This is a genomic window from Caulobacter sp. GW821-FHT09B08, from assembly GCF_059418225.1.
The window spans coordinates 310,077-335,227 of record NZ_JBWKPL010000001.1; the positions used below are offsets into that span (position 1 = coordinate 310,077).

Sequence of the window (25,151 nt, forward strand, 5' to 3'; positions counted from 1 at the left end):
GAGGACCCCGACGACCATGTCCGAAAACCGCGAGACCTCGGCCCGCCCGGCGCTATGATCGCGCCCATGGATCTCGACCCCGACGCCTGTTACCGCGCCATCCAGACCCGCGACGCCCGCTTCGACGGCCGGCTGTTCGTGGCGGTCCGGACGACGGGGATCTATTGCCGGCCGGTCTGCCCGGCCCGCACGCCGCTGCGCCGCAACGTCACCTTCCACGCCACCGCCGCCTCGGCCCAGGAGGCCGGCTACCGCGCCTGCCTGCGCTGCCGGCCCGAGACCTCGCCGCAGCTGGGGGCCTGGAACGGGACGTCCAGCACCGTCAGCCGCGCGCTCGCCTTGATCGAGGCCGGCGCCCTGGACGACGCGGATGTCGAGACCCTGGCCGAACGCGTGGGCGTGGGCGGGCGGCAGCTGCGGCGGCTCTTCCTCCAGCACCTGGGCGCAACGCCCGTGGGGGTGGCCCAGACCCGGCGGGTGCTGCTGGCCAAGCAGCTGATCCACGAGACCGACCTGCCGATGGGCGAGGTGGCCCTGGCCGCCGGCTTCGGCAGCGTGCGACGCTTCAACGAGACCTTCCAGCAGCTCTACGACCGACCGCCGGCCGCCCTGCGCCGCCGCAAGGCCGGCCCCGCCTCGCCCGGAGAAGCCGTCTCCCTGACCCTGCGCTACCGCCCGCCCTACGACTGGGACGGCATGCTGGCCTTCCTGGCCATGCGGGCGATCCCGGGCGTCGAGCTGGTCGAGAACAACACCTACAAACGGGTGATCGCACTGGACGGGGCACTGGGGACCCTCGCCGTGCGGCCGCTGGACGGCGACCGGCTCTCCGTGGCCGTCCGCTTCCCCAGGCCCTCGGCCCTGCCCCGCATCCTCTCGCGGGTGCGCGGGGTGTTCGACCTGTCGGCCGATCCGGTCGGCATCGCCGAGGTGCTGTCGCGCGATCCGGATCTGGCGCGGATGGTGGCCGTGCGCCCCGGCCTGCGGGTGCCCGGCGCCTGGGACGGGTTCGAGCTGGCGGTGCGGGCGATCCTGGGCCAGCAGATCACGGTCGCGGCCGCCCGCAAGCTGGCCGGCGACCTGGTGGCCGCGCACGGCGAGCCCCTGGCGCAGGGCTGGGCCGAGCCCGGCCTGACTCACGCCTTCCCCTCGGCCGCACGGTTGGCCGCCGCCGATCTCACCGGCATGAAGATGCCCGGCGCGCGCATCCGCTGCCTGTCGGGCATGGCCGCCGCCCTGGCCGCCGATCCGGACCTGCTGGCCCCGAACGCCGGCCTCACCGAGATGGTCGCCCGCCTGCGCGCCCTGCCCGGCATCGGCGAGTGGACGGCCCAGTACATCGCCATGCGCCAGCTGCGCGAGCCCGACGCCTTTCCCGCCGCCGACGTGGCCCTGATGCGCGCCCTGGGCGACGCCGAGGGCAATCGTCCGACAGCGGATCAACTCCTGACGCGGGCCGAAGCCTGGCGCCCGTGGCGGGCCTATGCGGCCCTGCACCTGTGGGCCTCCCTGGCCGACGAGGGCGCGCCACCGGTGCGGAAGGCCAAGCGTGCGGCCTGAGGTGCTGACGCTCGCCACCCTGCCCACGCCCATCGGCGAGATCGACGTCGTCACCGACGCCGAGGGCCGCCTGCGGGTGCTGGAGTTCCACGACAAGCCCGAGCGCCTGGCCCGCGCCCTGCGGCTGCACCACCGCGACCGGGCCGTGGAAACCGGCGCGGCGCCGGCGGCCGTCCGCGACGGTCTGGCGGCCTATTTCGCCGGCGAGCTGACGGCGCTGAAGGCCATCCCCTGGACTCTCGGCGGCACGGCCTTCCAGCGCCGGGTGTGGACCGCCCTGGTCGAGATCCCGCTGGGCGAGACCGCCAGCTACGCTCGGCTGGCCGACCGCATCGGCGCGCCCGCCGCGATCCGGGCGGTGGGGACCGCCAACGGCGCCAACCCCATCGCCATCGTCGTGCCCTGCCACCGGCTGATCGGAACCGGCGGCGCCCTGACCGGCTACGGCGGCGGGGTGGAGCGCAAGCGCTGGCTGCTGGCGCATGAAAGTTCGCATCCTTCTCCCCTTGCGGGAGAAGGTGTCATCCGCAGGAAGACGGATGAGGGGTCGCGCTGACCGATCCGCCGTTCGCGGCTGAACCGGCTTTCAACCCCTCATCCGACCTCGCTCCGCGAGGCCACCTTCTCCCGCAAGGGGAGAAGGAAGGCTGTGCGTTGCCCCGCCCCGCACAACCCGTAAGATAGCGCGCCATGCAGCTGTCCCTTCCGTCCTCCACCTCCGTGCGCTGGCTGAGCTGGCTGCGGCGACGGATCCGGTCCAGCGAGCTGTGGCTGATCGCGGTGGCCACCCTGATCGGCGCCGGCGCCGGGGCCCTGGCGGTGATCCAGGCCAAGCTGGCCCACGGCCTGCAGGTGCTGCTGTTCGCCTTCGACGCCGACGGACGACTCAGCGCCCAGAGCGCCATCGCCCCGTGGCGGACCCTGGCCATCCCCCTGGGCGGGCTGGCGCTGGGCCTGGCCACCTGGGCCTGGCTGAAGTACCGCCCCCGCCCCGCCGTCGACCCGGTGGAGGCCAACGCCCTGCACGGCGGCCGGCTGTCGGTCCGCGACAGCGCCTTCATCTGCGGCCAGACCATGCTGTCCAACGGGGTCGGCGCCTCGGTGGGACTGGAAGCGGCCTACGCCCAGGCCGGGGCGGCCGTGGCCTCATTCGCCGGCCAGCGCCTGAACCTGCGCCGGGCCGACATGCGCACCCTGGTCGGCGCCGGGGCCGGGGCGGCCATCGCCGCGGCCTTCGGCGCCCCGCTGACCGGCGCCTTCTACGCCTTCGAGATCGTGATCGGCGCCTACACGGTCGCCAACCTCGCCCCCGTGGCCGCCGCCGCCCTGGCCGCGGTGCTGGTGGCCGGACGGATGGGCGGCCTGCCCTATCTGCTGAAGACCACCACCCCGGCCGTGCAGTCGTGGTTCGACTACGGCCTCTATGCCCTGCTGGGCGTGGTCTGCGCCCTGCTGGGCGTGGCCCTGATGCGGCTGGTGGCCAGCGCCGAGGGGCTGGTCAACAAGTCCAAGCTGCCCCGCACCTTCCGCCCGGCGGTCGGCGGCCTGGCCCTGGCGGCCATGGCCCTGATCACGCCCCAGACCCTGTCGGCCGGCCACGGGGCCGTGCACGTCAACCTGACCGCCGCCTTGGGCCTGAAGATGCTGCTGATCCTCTTGGCCATGAAGGCCCTGGCCAGCGTGGTGTCGCTGAGCTTCGGCTTCCGGGGCGGCCTCTTCTTCGCCTCGCTGTTCCTGGGCGTGCTGGTGGGCCAGATCTTCGCGGCCCTGACCACCTTCGTGCCCTGGCTGCCGTCGCTGGACCCGACCGTGGCGGCGCTGGTCGGGCTGGGCGCCTTTGGGGTGGCGGTGGTGGGCGGGCCCTTCACCATGTCGTTCCTGGTGCTGGAGGCCACCGGCGACTTCACCGTGGCGGCGGCCGCCCTGGTGGCCTCGCTGATCGCCAGCGCCATCGTGCGCGAGACCTTCGGCTATTCGTTCTCGACCTGGCGGCTGCACCTGCGCGGCGAGACCATCCGCAGCGCCCACGACGTCTCCTGGATGCGTCCCCTGACCGCCGGCCGGATGATGCGCAAGGACACCAAGACCATCCCCGCCGACGCCACCCTGGCCGAGTTCCGTCGCCGCTATCCGCTGGGCTCGACCAAGCGGGTGGTGGCCCTGGACGCCACGGGCCGCTACGCCGGCATCGTGCGCACGGCCCTGGCCTACGCCCATCCCGACGACAGCGAGCAGCCGGTGGGGTCGCTGGCCGACTATGCCGACACCGCCCTCCTGCCCGACGAGTCGATCAAGGACGTCATGCGCGCCTTCGACCACACCCAGGCCGACGAACTGGCCGTGGTCGACGCCAACCGCGAGGTGATCGGCATCCTGTCGGAAGCCTACGCCACCCGCCGCTACGCCGAGGAACTGGACAAGGCCCGGCGCGAGCTGACGGGGGAGGCGGGGTAGCCGTGGCCGATCCCGCTTGGCACGGCCGGCTGGAGCTGGGCGATCGCTGGGCGGTCTGGCGCGGCTCGATCGGCCACAGCGTCCCGCACCGCCACCTGGCCGCCCAGCTGGTGCTGTCCGACACGCCCCTGACCGTCCACGACGCCCTGGGCGCGCGCTCGGCCCGCGCGGTGCTGATCGATCCCCTGGTGCAGCATCATTTCTCGCCGCACGGCGAGGCGCGGCAGGTGTTCATCGAGGCCGTCGCGCCCAGCGCCGAGGCCGTGGCGATGCTGGCGGCCCTGCGCCCCCTGCCCGAGGCGGTGATCCTCAGCTCCATCAATCCGCGCCTCCAGGCCTGGCGGCGGGCGCTCGCCGACGGCGCCCCGATCCCGCCGGCGCCGTTGCCCGAGCGGCTGGAGCGCTCGCTGGCGATCCTCGACGCGCGCCTGGCCGACGGCCCCGTGCCCCTGGCCGCGGCGGCCCGGGCGGCGGACCTGTCGCCCGAGCGCTACCGCCACCTCTTCGTCGAGACCCTGGGCCTGCCCTTTCGGCGCTTCGTGCTCTGGCGGCGGGTGCAGCGGGCCTTCGGCGCCCTGACGCAGGGCGACGACGTGACCACCGCCTCCCACCTGGCCGGCTTCGCCGACACCGCCCATTTCGCCCGGACGCTGAAGGCGATGTTCGGGGTGACGGCGACGCAGCTTTCGCTTTGAGGGTTTTGACCCCTCACTTTTCAGCCGTCATTCCCGCCCTTGTGGCGGGAACCCCTGGTTCAGCCCGCAAGTGCGGTACCTTGGCGCGCTGGCGCGCCACCCATCTGCACGTGCGGCGGATGGAGGGGTTCCCGCCACAAGGGCGGGAATGACGGTGAATTGGGGAGCGGCGAATGAGAACCTCGCCTAGCCGCTACGTTCAAGCGCCCCGTCGCCACGGCAGTCATCGTGCCGCCATGACCGACGCCCCCTCCTCCCAGCCCCGCCCCTTCGTGCCCGCCCTGGGCCGTCCCGAGCTGACCGGCTTCTACGACCGGGTCGTGGCCCTGGTCACGCGCGAGCGGGTCTGGCGCTCGGCCATGCTGGCCCTGGTCACCCCCGCGCCCGGCGAGACGATCCTGGACATCGGCTGCGGCACCGGCGCCTTCGCGGTGATGCTGAAGACCGCCTGCCCGGAAGCGCGGATCATCGGCATCGATCCCGATCCCGCCGTCCTGGCCATGGCCGCCGCCAAGGCGCGCAAGGCCGGGGTCGAGATCGACTGGCGCCGGGCGATGGGCGACGAACTGGCCGACGTCGTTCCGGCCGGATCGGTCGACAAGGTCGTCTCCAGTCTGGTGCTGCACCAGTGCCCCCTGCCGATGAAGTCGGCGATCCTGACCGCCATGCGCGCGGCGCTGAAGCCGGGTGGGGCGATGGTGGTCGGCGACTACGGCCTGCAGCGCACGCCCCTGATGCGGCTGCTGTTCCGCCCGGTGCAGATGGTCGACGGCTTTTCCCTGACCGAGCCCAATGCCCGAGGCGTGCTGCCGTCGCTGATGACCGGGGCCGGCTTCGCCGAGATTGAGGAGCGGCGCGTGATCCCCACCCCGACCGGCTCGATCTCGCTCTATGCGGCGCGCCGGCCGCTGGAGCCGTAACGGCCTCACCGCGTTTGACGTGCATCGGTAACCGAGGCGCGTCATGACCAGCACTACGTTCGATTTCCGCCGGGACCTGATCTCCCGGCCGATCCTGCAATGGGCGCGCGGCGTCATGCCGGCCCTGTCCCAGACCGAGCGCGAGGCCATCGACGCGGGCGACACCTGGTGGGACGCGGCCCTGTTCACCGGCGATCCCGACTGGAACGAACTGCTGGCCTTCCCGACGCCGAAGCTGCGGCCCGACGAGCAGGCCTTCATCGACGGGCCGGTGAACGTCCTGTGCGCCATGCTCGACGACTGGACCATGACCTGGGAGACGCGCGACCTGCCGCCCGAGGCCTGGGCCTATCTGAAGAGCCAGAAGTTCTTCGGCATGATCATTCCGAAGGACTACGGGGGCCTCGGCTTTTCCGCCTTCGGCCACGCCGAGATCGTGCGCAAGATCGCCACCCGCTCGGTGTCGGCGGCGGTGACCGCCATGGTACCCAACAGCCTGGGCCCCGGCGAGCTGATCATGAAGTTCGGCACCCAGGCGCAACGCGACCACTGGCTGCCGCGCCTGGCCGACGGGCGCGAGGTGCCCGCCTTCGGCCTGACCAGCCCCGAGGCGGGGTCGGACGCCGGGGCCATGATCGACGAGGGCGTGGTCTGTCGCGGAACCTGGCAGGGCCGGGAGACGCTGGGCATCCGCCTCAACTGGCACAAGCGCTACATCACCCTGGGGCCGGTCTGCACCGTGCTGGGTCTGGCCTTCAAGCTGCGCGATCCCGACGGCCTGTTGGGCGGCGAGGAGGACATCGGCATCACCTGCGCCCTGGTGCCCACCGACACGGCCGGGGTCGAGATCGGCCGCCGCCACCTGCCTGCCTTCCAGACGTTCCAGAACGGTCCCAACTGGGGCAAGGACGTCTTCATCCCCATGGACCTGGTGATCGGCGGGGCCGAGCGGGTGGGCCAGGGGTGGAAGATGCTGATGACCGCCCTGGCGGCCGGGCGCGGGATTTCCCTGCCGGCCCTTTCGGGCGCTGCGGCCTCGTTCAGCGCCCTCACCACCGGCAGCTACGCCCGCGTGCGTAGCCAGTTCGGCCTGCCGATCGGCAAGTTCGAGGGGGTGCAGGAGCGCCTGGCCCGCATCGCCGGTAACGCCTATCTGCTGGATGCCGGCCGGCGGCTGACCTGCACGGGCCTGGACCTGGGCCACCATCCGTCGGTGATCTCGGCCCTGCTGAAGTCGGGCGCCACCGAGCGCATGCGCACCGTGGTCAACGACGCCATGGACGTGCACGGCGGCAAGGCCGTGATCGAGGGGCCGCGCAACTACATGGGCTCGCAGTATCGGGCCATCCCGGTGGGCATCACCGTCGAGGGCGCCAACATCCTGACCCGCAGCCTGATGGTGTTCGGCCAGGGCGCGATCCGGGCTCATCCGTATCTGCTGAGCGAGATCCTGGCCATCGGCGAGGAGGACCGCGCCAAGGGCCTGGCCGATTTCGACGCGGTGTTCTGGAAGCATGTGGCGCACAGCATCCGCACCGGCCTGCGGGCCTTCGCCCACAGCTGGACCGACGCCGCCTTCGCCTCGGCGCCGGACGCGGGCCGGGCCAGCCGGTTCTATCGTCAGATGAGCCGCTATAGCGCCGCCTTCGCCCTGACGTCGGACATCGCCCTGCTGACCCTGGGCGGGGCGCTGAAGCGCAAGGAGATGCTGTCGGGACGGCTGGGCGACATCCTGGCCGAGCTCTATTTCCTGTCGGGCGCCCTGAAGCGCTGGGAGGACGAGGGCCGCCAGGACGCCGACTTCCCGCTGCTGCAATGGTGCATGGACACCGGCTTCGCCACCATCGAGCAGCGCTTCGACGAGGTGTTCGCCAACCTGCCCAACCAGCTGGCCGGCTGGCTGCTGCGGGCGGCGATCCTGCCGCTGGGACCGCGCCGCCGAGGGCCGTCGGACCGCGTGACCTCGGCCTGCGCCGAGCTCTTGCTGCACCCCTCGGCCACCCGCGACCGGCTGATCGAGAACGTCTATGTGGGCGGCGCCGACCAGGCCGTGGGCCAGTTGATCGACGCCTTCGAGCGCGTGGTCGCCACCCAGCCGATCCACGACCGCCTGCGCGCCCAGAAGATCCGCCACTGGAAGGACGGGGTCGAGGGCGGCTGGGTCAGCCCCGACGAGATCGCCGAGCTGGAGGCCGCCGACAAGGCCGTGGCGGCGGTGATCGCGGTGGATGACTTCGGCCATGAGGAACTGGCGACGCGAGCGGTCGAAGCCCGGCCGACGCAGCGCCCGATCTGGACCGACGGCGTACCGCCGCGTCCCGGCGTGGATGTGGAGGAGCGGACGTTCGGGGTGGGGCTGTAGCCGACTTAGGGGACACACACTCACGGCAAGTCCGCGCCGGTCCGGCAGAGGCGTGCGGGTGAGTGTGTGTCCCCACCTCCAAACTCCGCCCTTGATTTATAATATAATTGAAGCGACCTTCCGGCCGCCCCAGAGAGGGCGCGTCAGTCGGAAGGAAACGTCATGCGGGGCAAACGCCGCTTCACCCTGGCCATCGCCGCCAGCCTGATCAGCCTCACCGCCGCGCAGGCTGCGGAACCGCACATCTATCTCGGCGTCGACATCTCCTACGCCAACGAGATGGACGACTGCGGCGCGGTCTATAAGTCCGGCGGCAAGACCGTCGACCAGTACCAGTTCTTCAAGTCGGCCGGCGCTAACACCGCCCGGATCCGCATCTGGAACGACCCGGACTGGACCAAGTATTCCAACCTCGCGGACGTGAAACGCAGCATCAAGCGCGCCAAGGACGCCGGCATGCAGGTGCTGCTGGACTTCCACTATTCCGACGACTGGGCCGACGGCGACAAGCAGATCGCCCCCAAGGCCTGGGCCAAGCTGTCGACGCCCGACCAGGCCAAGGCCCTGTACGCCTTCACCCACGACACCCTGGTGGAACTGGACAAGGAAGGCCTGATGCCCGACCTGGTCCAGGTGGGCAACGAGACCAACGGCGAGATCGTCTCCAGCCTCGCCAAGGCCAAGGAACCCATCCATTGGGACCGCAACGCCCTGCTGTTCAACGCCGGCATCAAGGCCGTGCGCGACGCCGGCAAGGAGACGGGCAAGCCGCCCCGGATCATGCTGCACATCGCCCAGCCCGAGAACGCCGAGCCGTGGTTCGAGGCGGCCACCAAGGCGGGCGTGACCGACTACGACATCATCGGTCTCAGCTACTATTCCAAGTGGTCCAAGCGCTCGATGGCCCAGCTGGGGCAGACCATCAATCACCTGCGCAACACCTACGCCGCCGACGTGCTGGTGGTGGAGACGGCCTATCCGTTCACCAACGACAACGCCGACAGCTCGCCCAACCTGCTGGGCGAGGACTCGCTGATCGCCGGCTATCCGGCCACCCCGGCCGGCCAGGAGAAGTACCTGGTGGACCTGACCCAGCTGGTGTTCGCCAGCGGCGGCACGGGCGTCTTCTACTGGGAGCCGGCTTGGGTCTCGACCAAGACCTGCGGCACCCGCTGGGGCAAGGGCTCCAACTGGGAGAACGCGGCGGTGTTCGACTACAAGGGCGAGGCCCTGCCCAGCGCCGAGGGCTGGCTCAAGCACGCCTATGTCCAGCCGGTGGAAGTGACGTTCAAGGCCAAGGTGGCGGGCGAGACCGCCTTCATCGATGGCGACTTCCTGGGCGGGGTCGGCCCCAAGCCCATGACCCGCGAGGGCGACGCCTTCGTCTACCGCACGCGCCTGATGCCGGGGAGTTCGGTGACCGTGGCCGCCGCTCCGACGGCTGCTGCGGTGGCCGACGCGTCGGCCGTGACGGCGACGGTGGGTCAGCGGGCCAGCGTGGTGCCGTTGGCGCAGTAGGCGTTTAGCCCCTCTCTCTATGAGAGAGGGGTCATTCCACCACCATCCCCACGCCCCGCGCGCGGGGATCGGGCTCCGCCACGGGCGTGCCGTCGATGATCTGTATCGCCTCGATGTCGCCCACGAAGCCCATCTCGATCTTGTAGCCCCGCGCCTCCAGGGCCGCCTTCAGCTCCGGCGAAATCGGTTCGTAGGGCTCGGAGAAGATCACGTTCTCGGGCAGCAGCTGATGGTGGAACCGCAGCTGCTTCTGGGCCTCGCCCAGCGACAGGTCGAAGTCGTAGACATTGGCCAGCACCTGGAACACCGAGGTGAAGATCCGCGAGCCGCCTGGCGTGCCGATCACCATGGCCGGCTTGCCGTCCTTCAGCAGGATCGTGGGCGTCATGGACGACAGCGGCCGCTTGCCGGGCGCGATGGCGTTGGCGTCGCCGCCCACCACCCCGAACATGTTGGGCGCGCCGGGCTTGGCCGAGAAGTCGTCCATCTCGTCGTTGAGCAGGAAGCCCGCCCCCTCGACCACCACGCCCGAGCCGAACCAGCCGTTGAGCGTGTAGGTGTTGGAGACCGCGTTGCCCCAGCGGTCGACGATCGAGAAGTGGGTGGTCTGCGGCTTCTCCAGGCCGGGCTTCACCGACGCCAGGACGGACGGCTTGACCGGATCGATCTCGGCCGCGCGGCGGGCCACATAGGCCGGGTCGATCAGGCTTGAGACCGGCACCTTCCAGAAGTCTGGATCGCCCAGATATTCGGCCCGGTCGGCGAAGACCCGCTTCTCCATCTCCGAGACCAGGTGGACGTACTGCGGGCTGTTGAGAGCCACGCCCTTGAACAGCGGCGCGGCGTCTTCCTTCATCATCAGCAGTTGCAAGAGGGCGATGCCGCCCGAGCTGGGGGGCGGGGCGGTGATCACCTTGAAGCCGCGCCAGTCGGCCTGGATCGGCTCGCGCCAGACGGCCTTGTAGGCGGCCAGATCCGCCTTGGTGATCAGGCCCTTGTCGGGACCGCGCGCCATCTGGGCCACCAGCAGGTCGGCGGTCTGGCCCTCGTAGAACGCCTTGTCGCCGCCCTTGGCGATGCGCTCCAGGGTGGCGGCCAGTTCGGGCTGGCGGAAGGTCTCGCCGGCCTTCAGCCCGCCGAACCGGGCGTGGAAATTGGTGACCCCGACGAACGGCGCCTGGGCCTCCTCGAGATTGCCCATCAGCTGCGGGGTGACCAGGAAGCCCTCGTGGGCGTAGCGGATGGCCGGGGCCAGGACATCGGCCCAGGGCAGCTTGCCGAACCGCTGGTGGGCCATGGCCAGGCCCCGCACCGTGCCGGGCACGCCGACCGCCAGGTTTCCCAACTGGCTGCGGGCGGCCACCGGCTCGCCCTTGGCGTCCAGGAACATGCCGGCCGTGGCGGCGGCGGGGGCCACCTCGCGGTAGTCCAGGAAGTAGGGCTTGCCGTCGACATACAGGGTCATGAACCCGCCGCCGCCCAGATTGCCCGCCTCGGGATAGGTCACCGCCAGGGCGAAGCCCGTGGCCACCGCCGCGTCGACCGCGTTGCCACCCTTCTTGAGGATTTCCTCGGCGGCCAGGGCGCCGTAGCGGTCGGGCGAGGCCACGGCGCCGGCTGTCAGGACGTGGGCGGCGACGGGCGGCGGCTGGGCGTGGCGCCGGTCGAACGCGAAGGCGGGCTGGGCGGCGAGCGTGAGGATCGCCAAGACGGCGGCGCAGATCCTGGCGAGAGATTTCAAGGGCGGGCTCCTAGCGTTTTGGCGACGCTAGAGCATCCCGGCGGTCTTTGAAGATGGAGAGTTGCTCGGCCTCTTCATTTACACGCCGTCATTCCCGCCCTTGTGGCGGGAACCCCTGGTTCAGCCCGCACGTGAGGCGCCTTGGCGCGCTGGCGCGCCACCCATCCGCACCTGCGGCGGAGAGAGGGGTTCCCGCCACAAGGGCGGGAATGACGACTGAAAGGGGTTACGACTTCGAATAGTCCAAACTCGGATACCACTCCGTCCCCCGGCCTTCCGGGTTCATGTCCAGGAAGTTCCACAGCGGCACCAGGTCGGGCGCGCCGCGCGGGTCCTGGCCGGGATCGGCGGAATCGCCGGTCATCTCGCCCGACCAGAAGTGGCGGATCGTCCCGTCGCGGCGGGAGAAGACGTTGTAGGCCGGGATCTCGTCGCCGCTGGGCAGCAGGCCGAAATAGTCGCGCGAATAGTCGCCGGTCAGGTCGGTGTAGAGCCGCAGGTTGCGCCAGCCGCGCTCTTTCTTGAAAGCCAGCAACCGGTCCAGCGGCGAGCGCGCCACCACCGCCAGCGACATCTTCTGGTCGAGGTCCGCGGCGTTGGCGTCCAGCGGACCCAGCAGGGCCGTGCACATCGGACAGGGCCGCGCGCGCTGGGGGCCGAACATGAAGCTGTAGATCCCCAGGGTCTGCTTGTCGCGGAAGAGGTCTTCGAAGCCGACCTCGCCCTCCTCGCCCTGGAAGCGGTAGTTCCCGGCCACCGCACCGCCCGGCGGCAGGGCGCGGCGCTGCTCGGCCACGCGCTCCAGGTGCCGGCGCAGCTCGATCTCCTCGGCCAGCAGGGCCGTTCGAGCCGCGCGGTATTCGGGACTTTCGTTGGGAAACCGCACGGGACTGTCCGCGGCCAGTTGGGCGGCGGGGACGAGGGTGGGGCGAGCGTCCATGGCGTGACCTCCATCTTCAGGCGCTGACTTAAACCCAGGACGAACGGCGATCGCTCCTTCCGACATCCGAAAGACCGATTTTGGCGATCGATTTTGGGGCCGATTTACCACGCCGAACGGCCAGGCTTGTCATGTGTGATTGATATGATAAATAGCTCGCCTCAGCCGACGCTCGACGCCGGCGGGGAGCGCTCGTCAGAAGCGCGCCGGCGCGGATACCGCGCCCACCTAACCGGCGGTCCTTTTTCGCGCCGGCCACGTCCACCGCATCACAACATTGAGCAGCCGCGTCCCTTAAGAACGCGGCGCCGTTCGTCCCTGGGGGAACCATGATGTCTCATTACAAGCTTCTCGCGGCCGCCAGCGGCCTGGCCCTGATGGCCGCCGCCAGCGCTCACGCGCAAACCGCCCCGGCCCCGGCCGCCGACGCGCCCGAAACCGCTCAGGTCGAGGAAGTCGTCGTCACCGGCGTTCGCAAGAGCCTGCGCGAAGCGCTGCAGGTCAAGGAGACCTCCGACAAGGTGGTCGAGGCCATCTCGGCCAAGGACATCGGCGTCCTGCCCGACGTGACCATCGCCGAATCCATCGCCCGCCTGCCGGGCGTCAACGCCACCCGCGACCGCGGCAACGACAGCCAGGCCGTCGTGCGCGGCCTGGGCGCGCGCCTGGTGCTGGGCACCGTCAACGGCCGCGAAGTCGCCTCCACCGAGCCGGACCGCAACGTCCGCTGGGAAATCTACCCCTCGGAAGTCGTCCAGGGCGTGCAGGTCTACAAGTCGCAGTCGGCCGACCTGATCGCCGGCGGCGTGGCCGCGACCATCAACATCGATACGATCGCCCCGCTCGACTACAAGGGCCCCGAGTTCGTGCTGCGCGCCGGCCCGGTCTATTACGACGGCGGCAAGGACATCCCAAACTACGGCCAGACCGGCTATCGCGCCTCGGGCTCGTGGATCCACAAGATCAATGACGACCTGGCCTTCGTGCTGGGCGTGACCAGCCAGAAGCAGAAGAACGGCTACGCCTCGCTGCAGGGCTGGGGCTGGAACGACTCCAACATCCGCACCCCCGTCGGCGCCAGCGACTCCAGCGGCGACCTGAACAACGACGGCGTCGCCGACGCCACGCCGTGGGGCCTGCAGCTGGAAGTCAAGAAGCTGAGCCAGAAGCGCGACGGCGTCTCGACCGGCCTGCAGTGGAAGCCCACCGACAACTTCGAACTGAAGGCCGACGTCCTCTATTCGAAGATCAAGATCGAAGAGAACCAGGACCAGGTCGTCTACGCCCGCAACCGCGGCAACTGGGCCAACGGCAACCAGTGGGATTACGTCAGCGCTCCGGGCGCCTCGTACACCCTGATCAACAACACCGTCGTGGCCGCCACCCTGCCCGGCGCCAGCGTGACCTCGATCCTGGCGCGCTACACCGAAGACAAGACCCTGTTCGCCACCGGCGTGAACGGCAAGTGGACCAACGACCAGTGGACCGTGGCCGGCGACGTCTCGTACTCGAAGGCCGAGCGCAAGAACAACTGGCGCGCCGTGCGCCTGGATTCCTCGCCCACCTCGCTGAGCTATGACGTCCGCGACGGCAAGAAGCCGACCGTGACCACCACCGAGCCGACGATCTCGCTGACCCAGACCTCGTGGAACGGGTCGGCCGCCAACAACGGCGGTCAGAACGACGGCCTGGAGCACCTGAACGACGAACTGGTCGCCGGCGCCCTGGACTTCACCCGCGAGCTGCAAGGCGCCTTCAAGAGCCTGCAATTCGGCCTGCGCACCTCGGACCGCACCAAGGACCACGACCAGGCCCGCTGGTACGTCTGCGCCAACCCCTCGAACCTGGCCAACATCTACGACCCGACCCTGCAGGACCAGTGGGGCAACTGCCTGCAGTCGGCGACCGTGCCCAACAGCATGTTCACCTCGTACCAGCTGAGCGGCTTCAACGTTCCGGCCGTCCTGACCGGCGACCTGGACGCCGTCGGCCGCGCCCTCTACGGCGACCACGCGTTCGACTATTCCAACGCCCGCGACGTGCTGGCCCAGCGCTGGAAGGTCAACGAGAAGGTCTATGAAGGCTACGGCAAGCTGAACTTCGCGGCCGACTCGGTCGGCGGCTCGTGGATGACCGGCAATGTCGGCGTGCGCGTGGTCCACACCGAGACCAGCAGCGACGGCTACCAGCAGAACGCGGGTCTGGACACCTACACCGCCGTGACCATCGACAACGACTATACGGACGTGCTGCCCAGCGCGAACGTCAAGTTCGACTTCGGCTCCGGCAAGATCGCCCGCTTCGGCCTGGCCCAGGTCGTGGCCCGTCCGCCGCTGGACGAACTGCGCGCCAGCCGCACCCTGACCACCTGGGCGCCCTATACCGGCAGCGGCGGCAACCCGAACCTGAAGCCCTTCAAGGCCATCCAGTTCGACGCCTCGGCCGAGTGGTACTTCCGTCCGGAAGCCCTGGTCGCCCTGGCCTACTACTACAAGGACGTGGACACCTACATCGGCTGGACCCAGACCCCCGAGACCTACAGCGGCACCACCTACGCGGTGTCGACCCCGGTCAACGGCGGCGGCGGTCACATCCAGGGCCTGGAAGCCACCTTCCAGACCCCGTTCTTCTTCCTGCCGGGTCCGCTCAGCAAGTTCGGGATCTACTCGAACTACGCCTATGTCGACTCGAACCTGGAAGAGATGACCCCGGCCGTGAAGCCGCTGAGCCTGACGGGCCTGGCCAAGAACACCGCCACGGTCGACCTGTGGTACGCCGACGGTCCGCTGGAAGCGCGCCTGGGCTACAAGTACCACAGCCCGATGACCGTGATTTACGGCTGGAACGGCTCGGAACTGCAGACCCTGGAGAGCGAGAAGACCCTCGACTTCAGCTCGTCCTACACCTTCAACGACCACGTCGCCCTGCGCTTCCAGGTCAACAACCTGACCAACGCCTCGATGCGCACCTACCGCGACGGCGATCCGAACCGTCTGGGTCGCTACGACATCTACGGCCGTCGCTTCCTGATGGACGTGACCCTGAAGTTCTAACCCTTTTCGCCGCCCTTCCTGCGAGGGGCGGCGGCCGGCGGCCTTTCGGGCCGCCACTGCCGGATTCATCACTCCTCCCCGATGATCCTGCGCACTGGGGAGGAAGCGCACCCCGCTTCCTCCCTATTTTTTTGCCTTTAGCGTGAGGTCCCCCATGGTCGATTTCAGCCGCCGCCAAGCCTTGGCCGCAACCGCAGGGGCCGCCGCCCTCGCCGCAGCCGCCTCGGCCCGCTCCGCTCCCAAGACCGCCGCCCCCTCGGCCCCCGCGCTTCCCGTCCCCGACCTGGCCCCGCGCGAGCGCCTGTCGCTGGACTTCGACTGGAAATTCAAGCTGGGCCACGCCCAGGACCCGGCCCGCGACTTCGGCTTCGGCGCCAACCAGCGCACCTTCGCCAAGGCCGGCGCCACCGCCGCCAACTGGCAGGTCAGCCAGCTGTCCGACACCGCTTTCGACCTCTCGGCCTGGGCGCCGGTGACCCTGCCCCACGACTGGGGCGTGGAGCTGCCCTTCGTCGACAACCCCGCCTATGTGCCGTCCGGCAAGCCCGACGACGAGGACCTGCGCGCCGCTCACGGCTACAAGCCCCTGGGCCGCGAGTTCCCCGAGACCAGCGTGGGCTGGTACCACAAGACCTTCGCCCTGCCCGCCGCCGACGCCGGCAAGCGGCTGTCGATCGAGTTCGACGGCGCGATGCGCGACGCCCTGGTAATCGTCAACGGCTATGTCCTGGAGCAGGAAGACAGCGGCTACAGCCCCTTCCGCGTCGACATCACCGACATCGCCAATGTGGGCGAGGACAACAGCCTGGTGGTCCGCGTGGACGCCAGCCTGGGCGAGGGCTGGTTCTACGAGGGCGCGGGCCTCTATCGCCACGTCTGGCTGGTCAAGACCGCCCCGGTGCACGTGCCGCAATGGGGCGTGTTCGTGCGCGCCAAAGGTGACGGCACGGTCTCGATCGACACCGACCTGGTCAACGAGGGCGACGGCCGCGCCGCCTATGAGGTGGCCCATACCGTGCTGGACGCCGCCGGCAAGCCGGTCCTGGCCCCCGCCCCGGCCACCGGTCTGCTGCCGGCCTGGGAGCGCCAGTCGCTGTCCCTGACCGTCCAGCTGGCCAACCCCGTCCTGTGGTCGCTGGAGACCCCGCACCTCTACACCCTGGTCACCGAGACCAAGGTCGACGGGGCCGTGGTCGACCGCTTCGTCACCCGCTTCGGCGTGCGCGACATCGCCTTCGACGGCGCCAAGGGCTTCCTGCTGAACGGCAAGAGCGTGAAGCTGAAGGGCAGCTGCAACCACCAGGACCACGCCGGGGTCGGGGCGGCCATCCCGGACGCCCTGCAGGTCTGGCGGTTGGAACAGCTGAAGTCGATGGGCAACAACGCCTATCGCGCCGCCCACAATCCGCCCACGCCCGAGCTGCTGGACGCCTGCGACCGCATGGGCATTCTGGTGATCGACGAGACCCGCCGCATGTCCAGCGACCCCACCTCGCTGGACGAGCTGGAGCGCCTGGTCCGCCGCGACCGCAACCACCCGTCGATCATCCTCTGGTCCATCGGCAACGAGGAGCCCCAGCAGGGCACCGCGCGCGGCGCCAAGGTGGCCAAGACCATGAAGCGTCTGGTCAACCGCCTGGACCCCACCCGCCAGGTCATCGCCGCCATGGACTCCGGCTTCGGCGAGGGCATCAGCGCGGTCATCGACGTCCAGGGCTTCAACTACCGCCACGAGAAGATGGACGACTTCCACGCCAAGTTCCCGAACGTGCCGATCATCGGCACCGAGAGCGCCAGCGTGGTCACCACGCGCGGGGAATACGTCCGCGACGAGACCAAGCTGTACGTGCCGGCCTACGACACCGACCACCCGTGGTGGGCCACCACCGCCGAGAAGTGGTGGAGCCACGCGGCCGACCGTCCGTGGATGGCCGGCGGCTTCATCTGGACCGGCTTCGACTATCGCGGCGAGCCCACGCCCTTCAACAAGTGGCCCAGCATCAGCTCGCACTTCGGCGCCTTCGACACCTGCGGCTTCCCGAAGGACAACTATTACTACTACCGCGCCTGGTGGCGCCCCGAGCCGCTGCTGCACCTGCTGCCGCACTGGAATTGGGCGGGCAAGGAAGGCCAGGCGATCGCGGTCTGGGCCCACAGCAACTGCGACAAGGTCGAGCTGTTCCTGAACGGCAAGAGCCAGGGCGTGCGCGAGGTGAAGCCCAACCACCACGTCGAATGGTCGGTGCCCTACGCCCCCGGCGTGATCGAGGCCCACGGCTACAAGAACGGCAAGGTGATCCTGCGCGAACGCCGCGAGACCGCCGGCGCCCCCGCCGCCCTGCGGGTCACCGCCGACCGCGCGGCCCTCAAGGCCGACGGACAGGACGTGGCGATCCTCAAGGTGGAAGTGCTGGACGCCAAGGGCCGCCTCGTGCCGAGCGCCGACGACCTGGTGTCGTTCGCCGTCACCGGTCCGGGCCAACTGATCGGCGTCGGCAACGGCAACCCCACCAGCCACGAGAGCGACGTCGCCAGCCAGCGCAAGGCCTTCAACGGCCTCTGCCAGGGCATCGTCCGTACCCGTCGCGGTCAGGCGGGCGAGGTGCGGGTGACCGCGAGCGCGCCGGGCCTGAAGGCGGCGAGCGTGAGCCTGGCCAGCGCCTGAGACCTAGTTGGGGACACACACTCACTCCATACGCTCGACGAGCCTGGCGAGGTCGTGGCGTGAGTGTGTGTCCCCATCTTCGCGCACGGCGCATCCCATAAATCCGTCATCCTCGGGCTTGTCCCGAGGACCCATGGTTCAGCCGCCGATGACTCGCCTTGGCGCGCCAGCGCGCCACTCCATGGCAGCGGAAGCGGACAGAGGGGTCCTCGGAACAAGTCCGAGGATGACGGGCGTTGGGGATGCCGCCCCCTAGTCCAGCGCCCTGAACCGCACCGCCGCGCCACCGCCCGGGGCCATATCGAACTCCAGCGCGTCCTTGCTGGTCACCACCTTCTTCGACACCACCAGCGCCGTGGTGTTGGCGATGTAGTCCGCGCCCAGGCCGTCGGCGTAGATCTGGGCCTCGTAGCGCTTGCCCGGAGTCAGGAAGTCCAGCTTCTGGGTCAGCTTGCGGGCGGTCTCGTCGGTCAGGGCGCCCAGGAACCAGTCCTTGCCGCCGCGCGGCTGGCGGGCCACCACGACATAGTCGCCGATCTCGCCCTGCAGGGTCCTGGAGACCTCCCAGTCGGTGGGCACGTCGCGGATGAACTGGAAGGCGTCGGGCCGGGCCTCGTAGTTCTCCGGCAGGTCGGCCGCCATCTGCACGGGGCTGTAGAGCACCACATAGAGCGCCAGCTGCACCGCCAGGGTCGACTGGCCGCGACGGGTCAGGACGGTGCGGCCGTGCACCACGTCGAAGACGCCCGGGGTGAAGTCCATCGGCCCGGCCAGCATCCGCGTGAACGGCAGGATCACCGTGTGCTCGGGCGGGTTGGTGGGGTCGCCCCAGGCGTTGAACTCCTGGCCCCGCGCGCCTTCCCGGCTGAGCATGTTGGGCCAGGTGCGGCGCAGGCCCGTGTCCTTGACCGGCTCGTGGGCGTCGATCGAGATGTGATATCTCGCGGCCGTCTCGGCGACCCGCAGGTTGTGGCGCACCATGTACTGGCCGGCGAACCACTGCTTCTCGCCGTTCTGGTCGACGATGTCGCCGCTGTGGCGGACATAGCCGGTCTTGACCTGCGACATGCCCAGAGACGCGTAGAGCTTCATGGCGTCGTCCAGCTGGGCCTCGTAGTTGGGCACCGCGCCGGCCGTCTCGTTATGGCCGATCAGGCTGACGCCCTTGGAACGGCCGTAGTCGGTGATCGCCTTGATGTCGAAGTCGGGATAGGCCTTGGTGAAGCTGAACTTGTCGCCGTTGTCGATCCAGCTGCCGTCCCAGCCCTCGTTCCAGCCCTCCACCAGCACCCCGTCGAAGCCGTACTTGGCCGCGAAATCCATGTAGCGCTTGGTGTTCTCGGTATTGGCGCCGTGCTTGGGACCGCTGCCCCAGGTGGATCGCTCCAGGTGCATCTCCCACCAGATGCCCACGTACTTGCCCGGCTTGATCCACGAGGTGTCGGCGATCTTGCTGGGCTCGTTGAGGTTCAGCTCGATGCGGCTGTCGGCCAGGGCGCCGGCGGTCTCGCCGATCAGCACCGTGCGCCAGGGGGTGGTGAAGGGGCCGGTCTTTTTGGCCAGCGTGCCGTCCTGCCACGGCATCAGCCGGGCCTTGTAGGTTCCCGCCCCGTCGCCGGCCAGCAGCATGCTGGGGAAGTCGACCAGGGCCGCCTCGTGGAACGACAGGTAAAGCTGCTTGTCGTCGCGGCGCAGGGTCAGCGGCGTCTCGGCCACGGTGATCCGGCGCGCGTCGGTCTGCTTGTAGAGGTACTCGTCGCGCTCCTGGCCGAAGCCCTCGTACCACCAGGCGTCATAGGCCCCGACCGGCTTGAAGGCGGTGCGGTCGTCGACCACGGCCACGTCCCGGCCGGCCGGGATGGCGGTATAGGCGTAGCGGAAGCCCAGGCCGTCGTCGAACAGTCGGAAGGTGACGTCGAAGCTCTTGCTGAGCGCGGTGTCGCCGGCCAGGGAAACGGTCAGTTCCGAGTGGTTGTCGCGGATCGTCTTCTGCTCGCCCCACGGCTGGTCCCAGGTCGTATCCGACGCCGAGCGTTTCGCCCCGGTCAGGCCGGTGATCCGGGCGGCGGGCTCGCCGGCGAAGGTCAGGCCCAGGGGCGCGGCCGCCAGCACGGGTTTGCCGCCGCGCGACACCGCGTAGAACGCCCCGCCGTCCTTGGCGAACACGCAGACCTCGATGACCTTGCCGGGCGACTGGGCGCACTCGCGGTCCGCGGCCAGGGCGAAGGCCGGAGCGGCCAGGGCGCCGAGCAGGGCGCCGAACAGCACCGGGTTTGGCAACTTCATCGAACGGTCTCTTTCGGCAGAACGGAAAAGGGCGTCTCGGCTCCGCAGGCTGAAGCCGAGACGCAGGGGAGGACTGGGAAGGCGTTGAAACGGGTCATCGGGACGCCGCCGCCTCGAGGAAGCCGTTGGCGGTCAACCGTCCCTGGCCCGGGTCGGCGCCGGCCGCGCGCGGGCCCAGCAGGGCCGAATGCAGGACGTGGTTGCGGTAGACGATCAGCCGGTTGAACACGCATTCGGCCTGGCCGATCAGCTCGTAGTCGGCCATGCCCGGACCCGCGAAGGCCGGTCCGCCGACGCCGGCGGCGGCCAGCTGGGCCTTGGCGACGGCGACATAGGCCTCGTGCCGGCCCTGGTCGACGGACTCGAAGCCCGTGGCCTTGTGGCGGAAGAAGCCGGTGCCGCCGTGATCGCCCCGGCACAGATAGTGGACCATGGCCAGGCGGCCCGGATCGGGTCCGTCGTGGTGCGGGATCTTCTGGATCGGCTCGGCCTGGGCCGCGTCGGTGGTGGCCAGGGCGAAGAAGCCGAAATAGTTCAGCCCCGCCTCGGCGGGCAGGCCGAAGGCCGCCGCGAGGGGGCCGCGCAGGGCCGTGACCACCGTGCGGTAATAGGCCTCCGGCAGCTTGGCGTTCAGCCCCGGATAGTGGGTGTGGGTCGGCGCGTAGAACGCGGCCGCGCGGGCGGCGTCGATCATGGCGTCCGGGTCGGCCAGCACGTCGTCGACCACCAGCAGCGGCTGGCGCTCCTCGCCCAGGTGGCGCAGCTGGACGCGGATCTGGCGACCGATCAGCAGGGGGGCGACGGGAGCGGCCACGGTCATGCGCCGCCCTTCAGCAGGGCCATCTTCAGCTGGCGTTTCAGGGTCTCGCGGAACGCCGGGCTCATCGGCCCCAGCGCGCCCTTCAGGCCGTCGGGGATGTGGGCGGTGGCCTCGGCGCCCTCGGAAAAGACGTGAGTCTCGAACATCGCCTTCCAATAGGCCCGTTCGCCCGGCGGCAGATGCTTGAAGGCCAGCAGCGCGGTCAGGAAGACGTCGTTGGCCTTCTCCAGCCCCGCCCCCGTGTCGCCCCACCACCAGTTGACCATGGCGTTGTAGGGGGCCAGCGAGGCGACGTGGTGCCACCAGTATTTCGGCACGAACAGGGCGTCGCCCGGCTCCAGCCAGGCGACCTGGGCGGCGGCCCAGGCGTCGCGATAGCGGGGGAACCGCGCCAGGTCCGGCGCCTCGGGGTCGACCAGAGACAGCGGCGGCGGATTGTCCATCGGGCCGACATAGAGGTTGGCGACCTGGGTGGGCGGAAACAGAACGAACCGCCGGCGGCCGGCGATCACGCAGGCCAGGTTGTGGTCGCGGTCGTTGTGGGTCTGGGTCCTGACCGCCCCGCCCACCCACAGGCGCGGCATGACGTTCGAAGGCATCAGCGGCATCGGGTTCTGCGCCACGAAGGCCGGCAGGTGGCTGGTCAGGGGCAGCATCTGAATGGCCACATAGGGCGCGTCGGGCCAGCCCAGCAGGCTCTCGATGCGGTCGAGGGTCTCGCTGATCCCGGCCTGGCGCTTGGAGAAGGCGAACTCGCGCAGGTCCGCGCCGTAGCCGAAGCGCCCGCCCGTCGCGGCCGGCGCCTCCATGACCGGAGCCGGAGCGCCGGTGTCCATGGCCTTCAGGTAGGCGCTCAGGTCGGCGGGCGAGCGGCGGCCGGCGGCCAGGGCCGGCCAGGCCTCCAGCAGGCCCCGGATCACCAGCGGCTGCTCGGCGCGCACCACCGCCTCGAAGTCGGCCGGCGCGCGCGGTCCCACCGCCGCCACCCGGGGCAGGGCGTCGATGTCGAGGCCGGGATTGAAGCCGCCGCCGTCCATCAGCAAACGCTTTCCAGATAGAGGTCGTGGGTCGGCTGCTTGAGCACCTGGTCCTTGATGAACGCCAGGATGCGCCGGAACTCGCCCTTCAGGGTTTCGGGGGCGGTGCGGTCGGCGGCCGGGGCGTGGGTGTCGGGCACGAGGCCGTGGCCGACCATCACCGCGCGCCAGCTGTCGGCGACGAAGGTCTCGTGCTCGGAGGGCGGGATTTCGCCCCGCGCCTGGAACGTGGCGATCTTGTGCCGCAGCACGTCGGAGGCCCTCGCCGCCCTCGCCCGCTCCCAGAACGGGGCGTTGGCGTAGCGGTTGGCCAGGTGGTGCAGGGACTGGAAGTCGCGCAGGCGCTCAAAGGTCTCGCGCATGGCGGCGTTGTACTCGGCCCGCTCGGCGCCGAACGCCCCGCTGACCGGGAACAGCGACAGCAGGCGCACCAGCCCGGTCTGCACGGCCTGCAGCTCCACCCCGTGGACCGGATCGAACACGCAGGCCGCCTCGCCCAGGGCCACGCAGTTGCGGCTCCAGGCCTCCAGGCGCCGGCCGGGGTCGCTGGCCGAAACGACCGCGTCGGAGAGCGCCAGGCCCGATACCCGGCCAGCCATCTCCAAGGCCTGGTCGTCCGTACACAGATCGCCCGCATAGACCTGGACCACATGGGTGGCCGCCTGGCTGGGAAAGAGGCCGATCCAGCCCCGCGCCCAGGCCCGGATTTCGGCATAGGGCGGCAGGGACGCAAAGCGCGGCCCCTGGGCCCGCAGCACCCGGTCGGCGGGGAAGAAACCGCGCCAGCTCTCGCGGGCCACGCCCAAGGCCGAGATCAGCACCGCCTCCGCGCCCGAGGCGTCGACGAACAGGTCGCCGGCGACACAGCGGCCATCGCCGAGGTCCACGGCGGCGATGTCGCCGTCCGCGTCCAGGGTCGGCGCGACCACCAGAGCCTGGTGCGGCGTCACGCCCAGCCGGACGGCCAGGGCCTTGAGGCTGGCGGCATAGGCCAGGGCCGGCAGGTGGTAGCCGTAGTCGGTGCGGCCGAAGACCTCGATCTCCTCGTCGGGCAGCAGCATGCGGCCCTGCCGCGCGGCGGCGGCCGTCAGCGAGAAGTCCTCGAGCGCCACGTCCAGGCCCAGGCCCCTGGCCTTCAGCCAGAACGGGAAGAAGTCGCGCCCCTCGATCGGCGCGCCATAGGCGCCGTGAGCGTGGAAGAAGGCCGGGGTCGCGCCCGAGACGTCGGCGAAGTTCTGGCCCAGGGTGAAGGCGCCGCGCGTGGCCCGCAGCAGGGCCGCCTCGTCCAGCCGCAACTGGCCGTGCAGGGCCTCCAGCGCCGGCAGGGTCGCGTGCAGGTCGGCGGGCGAAAGGCGCGTGGGCAGCTCGACCGCCTCGACCGCGACGCTCGCCGGACGCAGGGCCGAGCGCAGCACGCAGGCGGCCAGCCACAGGGTCGCGTCGCGCCCCACGATCACCACGCGGTTGGGCGCCCCGCTCACGACGCCGCCTCCGCCAGGGCCGGCCTGGGCTCGCCCGGCGCGTAGCGGGACAGAAAGCCGGCGTGCGAGGTCATGGTCGCCACATTGGCGTCGATGCGCCCCTTCAGGTCGCGCAATCGGGTCTCCAGCACGTCCAGCGGCAGGCTGTCGGCCAGGCGGTCATAGGCGCGCGGGACCAGCCCCTGGCCTTCCAGCACCGACAGCCAGCTGTCGCGCGAGAACAGGCCGTAGCTGTAGTCGGGCAGGTGCGCGCGGGCCTCGAACAGCGCCATCTTCGCGGCCAGGCTGTCGGGGATGTCCATGGTCCGCACGTGGTCCCACAGGGGCTGGCCGTGCCGGCTGTTGGCTCGGTAGTGCAGGATCAGGAAATCGCGGATCTGGTCGTACTGCAGGGAAAACAGCCGGTTGAACTCGGCGATCAGCCGGGGGTCCATGCGGTCGCCCTCGCCTGGGGTCGGCATCAGGTTGACCAGATCGATCACGGCGGCCTGGATCAGGAAGATGCTGGTGCTTTCCAGAGGCTCCAGGAACCCGCTGGCCAGGCCCATGGCCACAACGTTGCCGCGCCAGCCTTCCACCCGGCGACCGGCCTGGAAGCGCAGCAGGCGCGGCTCGTCCAGCGCCGCCCCGTCCAGCTTGGCCAGCAGAGTCTCGCGCGCCTGGTCTTCGCCGAGGAAGGCGCTGGAGAACACATAACCGTTGCCGGTGCGGTGCTGCAGCGGGATGCGCCAGCGCCAGCCGCCCAGATCCGCGCTGGCCCGGGTGTAGGGGGTGAGGCCATCGCCGCCCGTGGCACAGGGCACGGCGAGAGCCCGGTCGCAGGGCAGCCACCTGGACCAGTCCTGCCACGCGACCTGCATCTGGCCGCCCAGCAGCAGCGAGCGGAAACCCGTGCAGTCGATGAAGAGGTCGCCCTGGATCACCGTCCCCGACTTCAGGGTCAGGGCGCGGACATGGCCGCTGTCGCCGTCGCGGGCGATGTCGGCGACCAGGCCCTCGACCCGCGTCACGCCCCGCGCCACGGCCCAGCGGCGCAGGAAGCCGGCATAGAGGCTGGCGTCGAAATGATAGGCGTAGGCATAGGTCGAGCGGATCGACTTGTCGTCCTGGTTGGGGAATTCGAAGGCGTTGGCGCGGCACGCGGCCACGGCGTAGGAATAGGCCTGCAAGGGCGCGACCTCGCGTCCCGCCAGCCTAGCGCGCGTCCAGTGGTGCTGGAAGTCGACCCCGTTCCACGGCTCGCCGAACGTTCCGAACGGATGGATGTAGCGGTCGCCGGCGTGGTTCCAGTCGCGGAACTCGATGCCCAGCTTGATGGTCCCCTGGGTCTCGCGCAGGAACTGCGCCTCGTCGATCCCCAGCATGTCGTTATAGGTCTTGATGTGCGGCAGGGTGGCCTCGCCGACCCCCACCGTGCCGATCTCGTCGGACTCCACCAGGGTGACGTCGTAGGCGGCCGGATCGAGCAGCCGGACCAGGCCCGAGGCGCACATCCAGCCCGCCGTGCCCCCGCCGGCGATGACGACCCTGAGCCTGCCGGCCGGCGCCGAGACCCGTTTTGTGCGGTCTATCTGCATGATGGCGACACCAGGCCAAAAGACGCGCCGTCGCGGGAGGAG

The 25,151-nt window shown here is 70.1% G+C and carries 16 protein-coding genes; 9 read left to right on the forward strand and 7 right to left on the reverse strand.

Annotated features, from left to right (window positions below; translation table 11 throughout):
* Positions 1 to 66 precede the first annotated feature (66 nt).
* The 7 genes from AC07OA_RS01530 to AC07OA_RS01560 all read left to right on the forward strand — a co-directional run bounded on the left by AC07OA_RS01530 (position 67) and on the right by AC07OA_RS01560 (position 9,509).
* Positions 67 to 1,560: an AlkA N-terminal domain-containing protein gene (locus AC07OA_RS01530; protein ID WP_494661996.1), complete on the forward strand. Its 1,494-nt coding sequence runs from the start codon at positions 67 to 69 to the stop codon at positions 1,558 to 1,560.
* A complete protein-coding gene (locus AC07OA_RS01535; protein WP_494661997.1) occupies positions 1,550 to 2,116 on the forward strand; it encodes a methylated-DNA--[protein]-cysteine S-methyltransferase in 567 nt (188 codons plus the stop codon). Before AC07OA_RS01530 ends, AC07OA_RS01535 begins: the two co-directional genes overlap by 11 nt.
* Positions 2,117 to 2,250: 134 nt before the next feature.
* Positions 2,251 to 4,014 carry a chloride channel protein gene (locus tag AC07OA_RS01540; RefSeq protein WP_494661998.1) on the forward strand — a complete coding sequence of 588 codons (1,764 nt, stop codon included), beginning with the start codon at positions 2,251 to 2,253 and terminating at the stop codon, positions 4,012 to 4,014.
* A 2-nt stretch (positions 4,015 to 4,016) separates the two neighbouring features.
* Entirely contained in the window at positions 4,017 to 4,709 is a 693-nt protein-coding gene (locus tag AC07OA_RS01545; protein WP_494661999.1) for an AraC family transcriptional regulator, read from the forward strand.
* Positions 4,710 to 4,945: 236 nt separating this feature from the next.
* Positions 4,946 to 5,629 (forward strand): class I SAM-dependent methyltransferase, encoded by a 684-nt coding sequence (locus AC07OA_RS01550; RefSeq protein WP_494662000.1) that lies wholly within the window; start codon positions 4,946 to 4,948, stop codon positions 5,627 to 5,629.
* Positions 5,630 to 5,672: 43 nt separating this feature from the next.
* Entirely contained in the window at positions 5,673 to 7,991 is a 2,319-nt protein-coding gene (locus AC07OA_RS01555; protein ID WP_494662001.1) for an acyl-CoA dehydrogenase, read from the forward strand.
* 162 nt (positions 7,992 to 8,153) lie between these two features.
* Complete coding sequence (locus AC07OA_RS01560; RefSeq protein WP_494662002.1) at positions 8,154 to 9,509, forward strand: glycoside hydrolase family 53 protein; 1,356 nt, start codon at positions 8,154 to 8,156, stop codon at positions 9,507 to 9,509.
* A 31-nt stretch (positions 9,510 to 9,540) separates the two neighbouring features.
* On the opposite strand, the gene ggt is transcribed toward AC07OA_RS01560, so the two are convergent.
* Both ggt and AC07OA_RS01570 read right to left on the reverse strand, forming a co-directional pair.
* On the reverse strand, positions 9,541 to 11,250 hold the full coding sequence (gene ggt / locus AC07OA_RS01565) for a gamma-glutamyltransferase (RefSeq protein ID WP_494662003.1): 1,710 nt from the start codon (positions 11,248 to 11,250) through the stop codon (positions 9,541 to 9,543).
* A gap of 226 nt (positions 11,251 to 11,476) precedes the next feature.
* Entirely contained in the window at positions 11,477 to 12,190 is a 714-nt protein-coding gene (locus tag AC07OA_RS01570) for a DUF899 family protein (RefSeq protein WP_494662004.1), read from the reverse strand.
* Between the two features lie 329 nt (positions 12,191 to 12,519).
* Here AC07OA_RS01570 and AC07OA_RS01575 point away from each other — a divergent pair, with 329 nt between their 5' ends.
* Both AC07OA_RS01575 and galA read left to right on the forward strand, forming a co-directional pair.
* Positions 12,520 to 15,243 (forward strand): TonB-dependent receptor, encoded by a 2,724-nt coding sequence (locus tag AC07OA_RS01575; protein WP_494662005.1) that lies wholly within the window; start codon positions 12,520 to 12,522, stop codon positions 15,241 to 15,243.
* Between the two features lie 154 nt (positions 15,244 to 15,397).
* Positions 15,398 to 17,908 (forward strand): beta-galactosidase GalA, encoded by a 2,511-nt coding sequence (gene galA / locus AC07OA_RS01580; protein WP_494662006.1) that lies wholly within the window; start codon positions 15,398 to 15,400, stop codon positions 17,906 to 17,908.
* A 252-nt stretch (positions 17,909 to 18,160) separates the two neighbouring features.
* On the opposite strand, the gene AC07OA_RS01585 is transcribed toward galA, so the two are convergent.
* From AC07OA_RS01585 to AC07OA_RS01605, 5 genes are all read right to left on the reverse strand, one after another.
* The gene (locus tag AC07OA_RS01585; protein ID WP_494662007.1) at positions 18,161 to 20,194 is read right to left on the reverse strand and encodes a glycoside hydrolase family 97 protein; all 2,034 of its coding nucleotides are present in this window, start codon (positions 20,192 to 20,194) and stop codon (positions 18,161 to 18,163) included.
* A gap of 94 nt (positions 20,195 to 20,288) precedes the next feature.
* Positions 20,289 to 21,014 carry a DUF6445 family protein gene (locus tag AC07OA_RS01590; protein WP_494662008.1) on the reverse strand — a complete coding sequence of 242 codons (726 nt, stop codon included), beginning with the start codon at positions 21,012 to 21,014 and terminating at the stop codon, positions 20,289 to 20,291.
* The gene (locus tag AC07OA_RS01595; RefSeq protein ID WP_494662901.1) at positions 21,011 to 22,051 is read right to left on the reverse strand and encodes a cupin-like domain-containing protein; all 1,041 of its coding nucleotides are present in this window, start codon (positions 22,049 to 22,051) and stop codon (positions 21,011 to 21,013) included. The genes AC07OA_RS01590 and AC07OA_RS01595 overlap by 4 nt, the downstream gene beginning before the upstream one ends.
* Positions 22,051 to 23,532, reverse strand: coding sequence for a tryptophan 7-halogenase (locus tag AC07OA_RS01600; protein ID WP_494662009.1), 1,482 nt, complete (start codon positions 23,530 to 23,532; stop codon positions 22,051 to 22,053). Before AC07OA_RS01600 ends, AC07OA_RS01595 begins: the two co-directional genes overlap by 1 nt.
* The gene (locus AC07OA_RS01605; RefSeq protein ID WP_494662010.1) at positions 23,529 to 25,109 is read right to left on the reverse strand and encodes a tryptophan halogenase family protein; all 1,581 of its coding nucleotides are present in this window, start codon (positions 25,107 to 25,109) and stop codon (positions 23,529 to 23,531) included. The genes AC07OA_RS01600 and AC07OA_RS01605 overlap by 4 nt, the downstream gene beginning before the upstream one ends.
* Between the last annotated feature and the right edge of the window lie 42 nt (positions 25,110 to 25,151).

Bases quoted from the DNA above. Each gene is read 5' to 3' on its own strand.
- AC07OA_RS01540 (WP_494661998.1), top strand. From the start codon at position 2,251: ATGCAGCTGTCCCTTCCGTCCTCCACCTCCGTGCGCTGGCTGAGCTGG.
- AC07OA_RS01595 (WP_494662901.1), bottom strand. From the start codon at position 22,051: ATGGACGGCGGCGGCTTCAATCCCGGCCTCGACATCGACGCCCTGCCC.
- AC07OA_RS01560 (WP_494662002.1), top strand. From the start codon at position 8,154: ATGCGGGGCAAACGCCGCTTCACCCTGGCCATCGCCGCCAGCCTGATC.
- AC07OA_RS01585 (WP_494662007.1), bottom strand. From the start codon at position 20,194: ATGAAGTTGCCAAACCCGGTGCTGTTCGGCGCCCTGCTCGGCGCCCTG.
- AC07OA_RS01530 (WP_494661996.1), top strand. From the start codon at position 67: ATGGATCTCGACCCCGACGCCTGTTACCGCGCCATCCAGACCCGCGAC.
- AC07OA_RS01590 (WP_494662008.1), bottom strand. From the start codon at position 21,014: ATGACCGTGGCCGCTCCCGTCGCCCCCCTGCTGATCGGTCGCCAGATC.
- AC07OA_RS01575 (WP_494662005.1), top strand. From the start codon at position 12,520: ATGATGTCTCATTACAAGCTTCTCGCGGCCGCCAGCGGCCTGGCCCTG.
- AC07OA_RS01555 (WP_494662001.1), top strand. From the start codon at position 5,673: ATGACCAGCACTACGTTCGATTTCCGCCGGGACCTGATCTCCCGGCCG.
- AC07OA_RS01605 (WP_494662010.1), bottom strand. From the start codon at position 25,109: ATGCAGATAGACCGCACAAAACGGGTCTCGGCGCCGGCCGGCAGGCTC.
- AC07OA_RS01570 (WP_494662004.1), bottom strand. From the start codon at position 12,190: ATGGACGCTCGCCCCACCCTCGTCCCCGCCGCCCAACTGGCCGCGGAC.
- AC07OA_RS01550 (WP_494662000.1), top strand. From the start codon at position 4,946: ATGACCGACGCCCCCTCCTCCCAGCCCCGCCCCTTCGTGCCCGCCCTG.
- galA (WP_494662006.1), top strand. From the start codon at position 15,398: ATGGTCGATTTCAGCCGCCGCCAAGCCTTGGCCGCAACCGCAGGGGCC.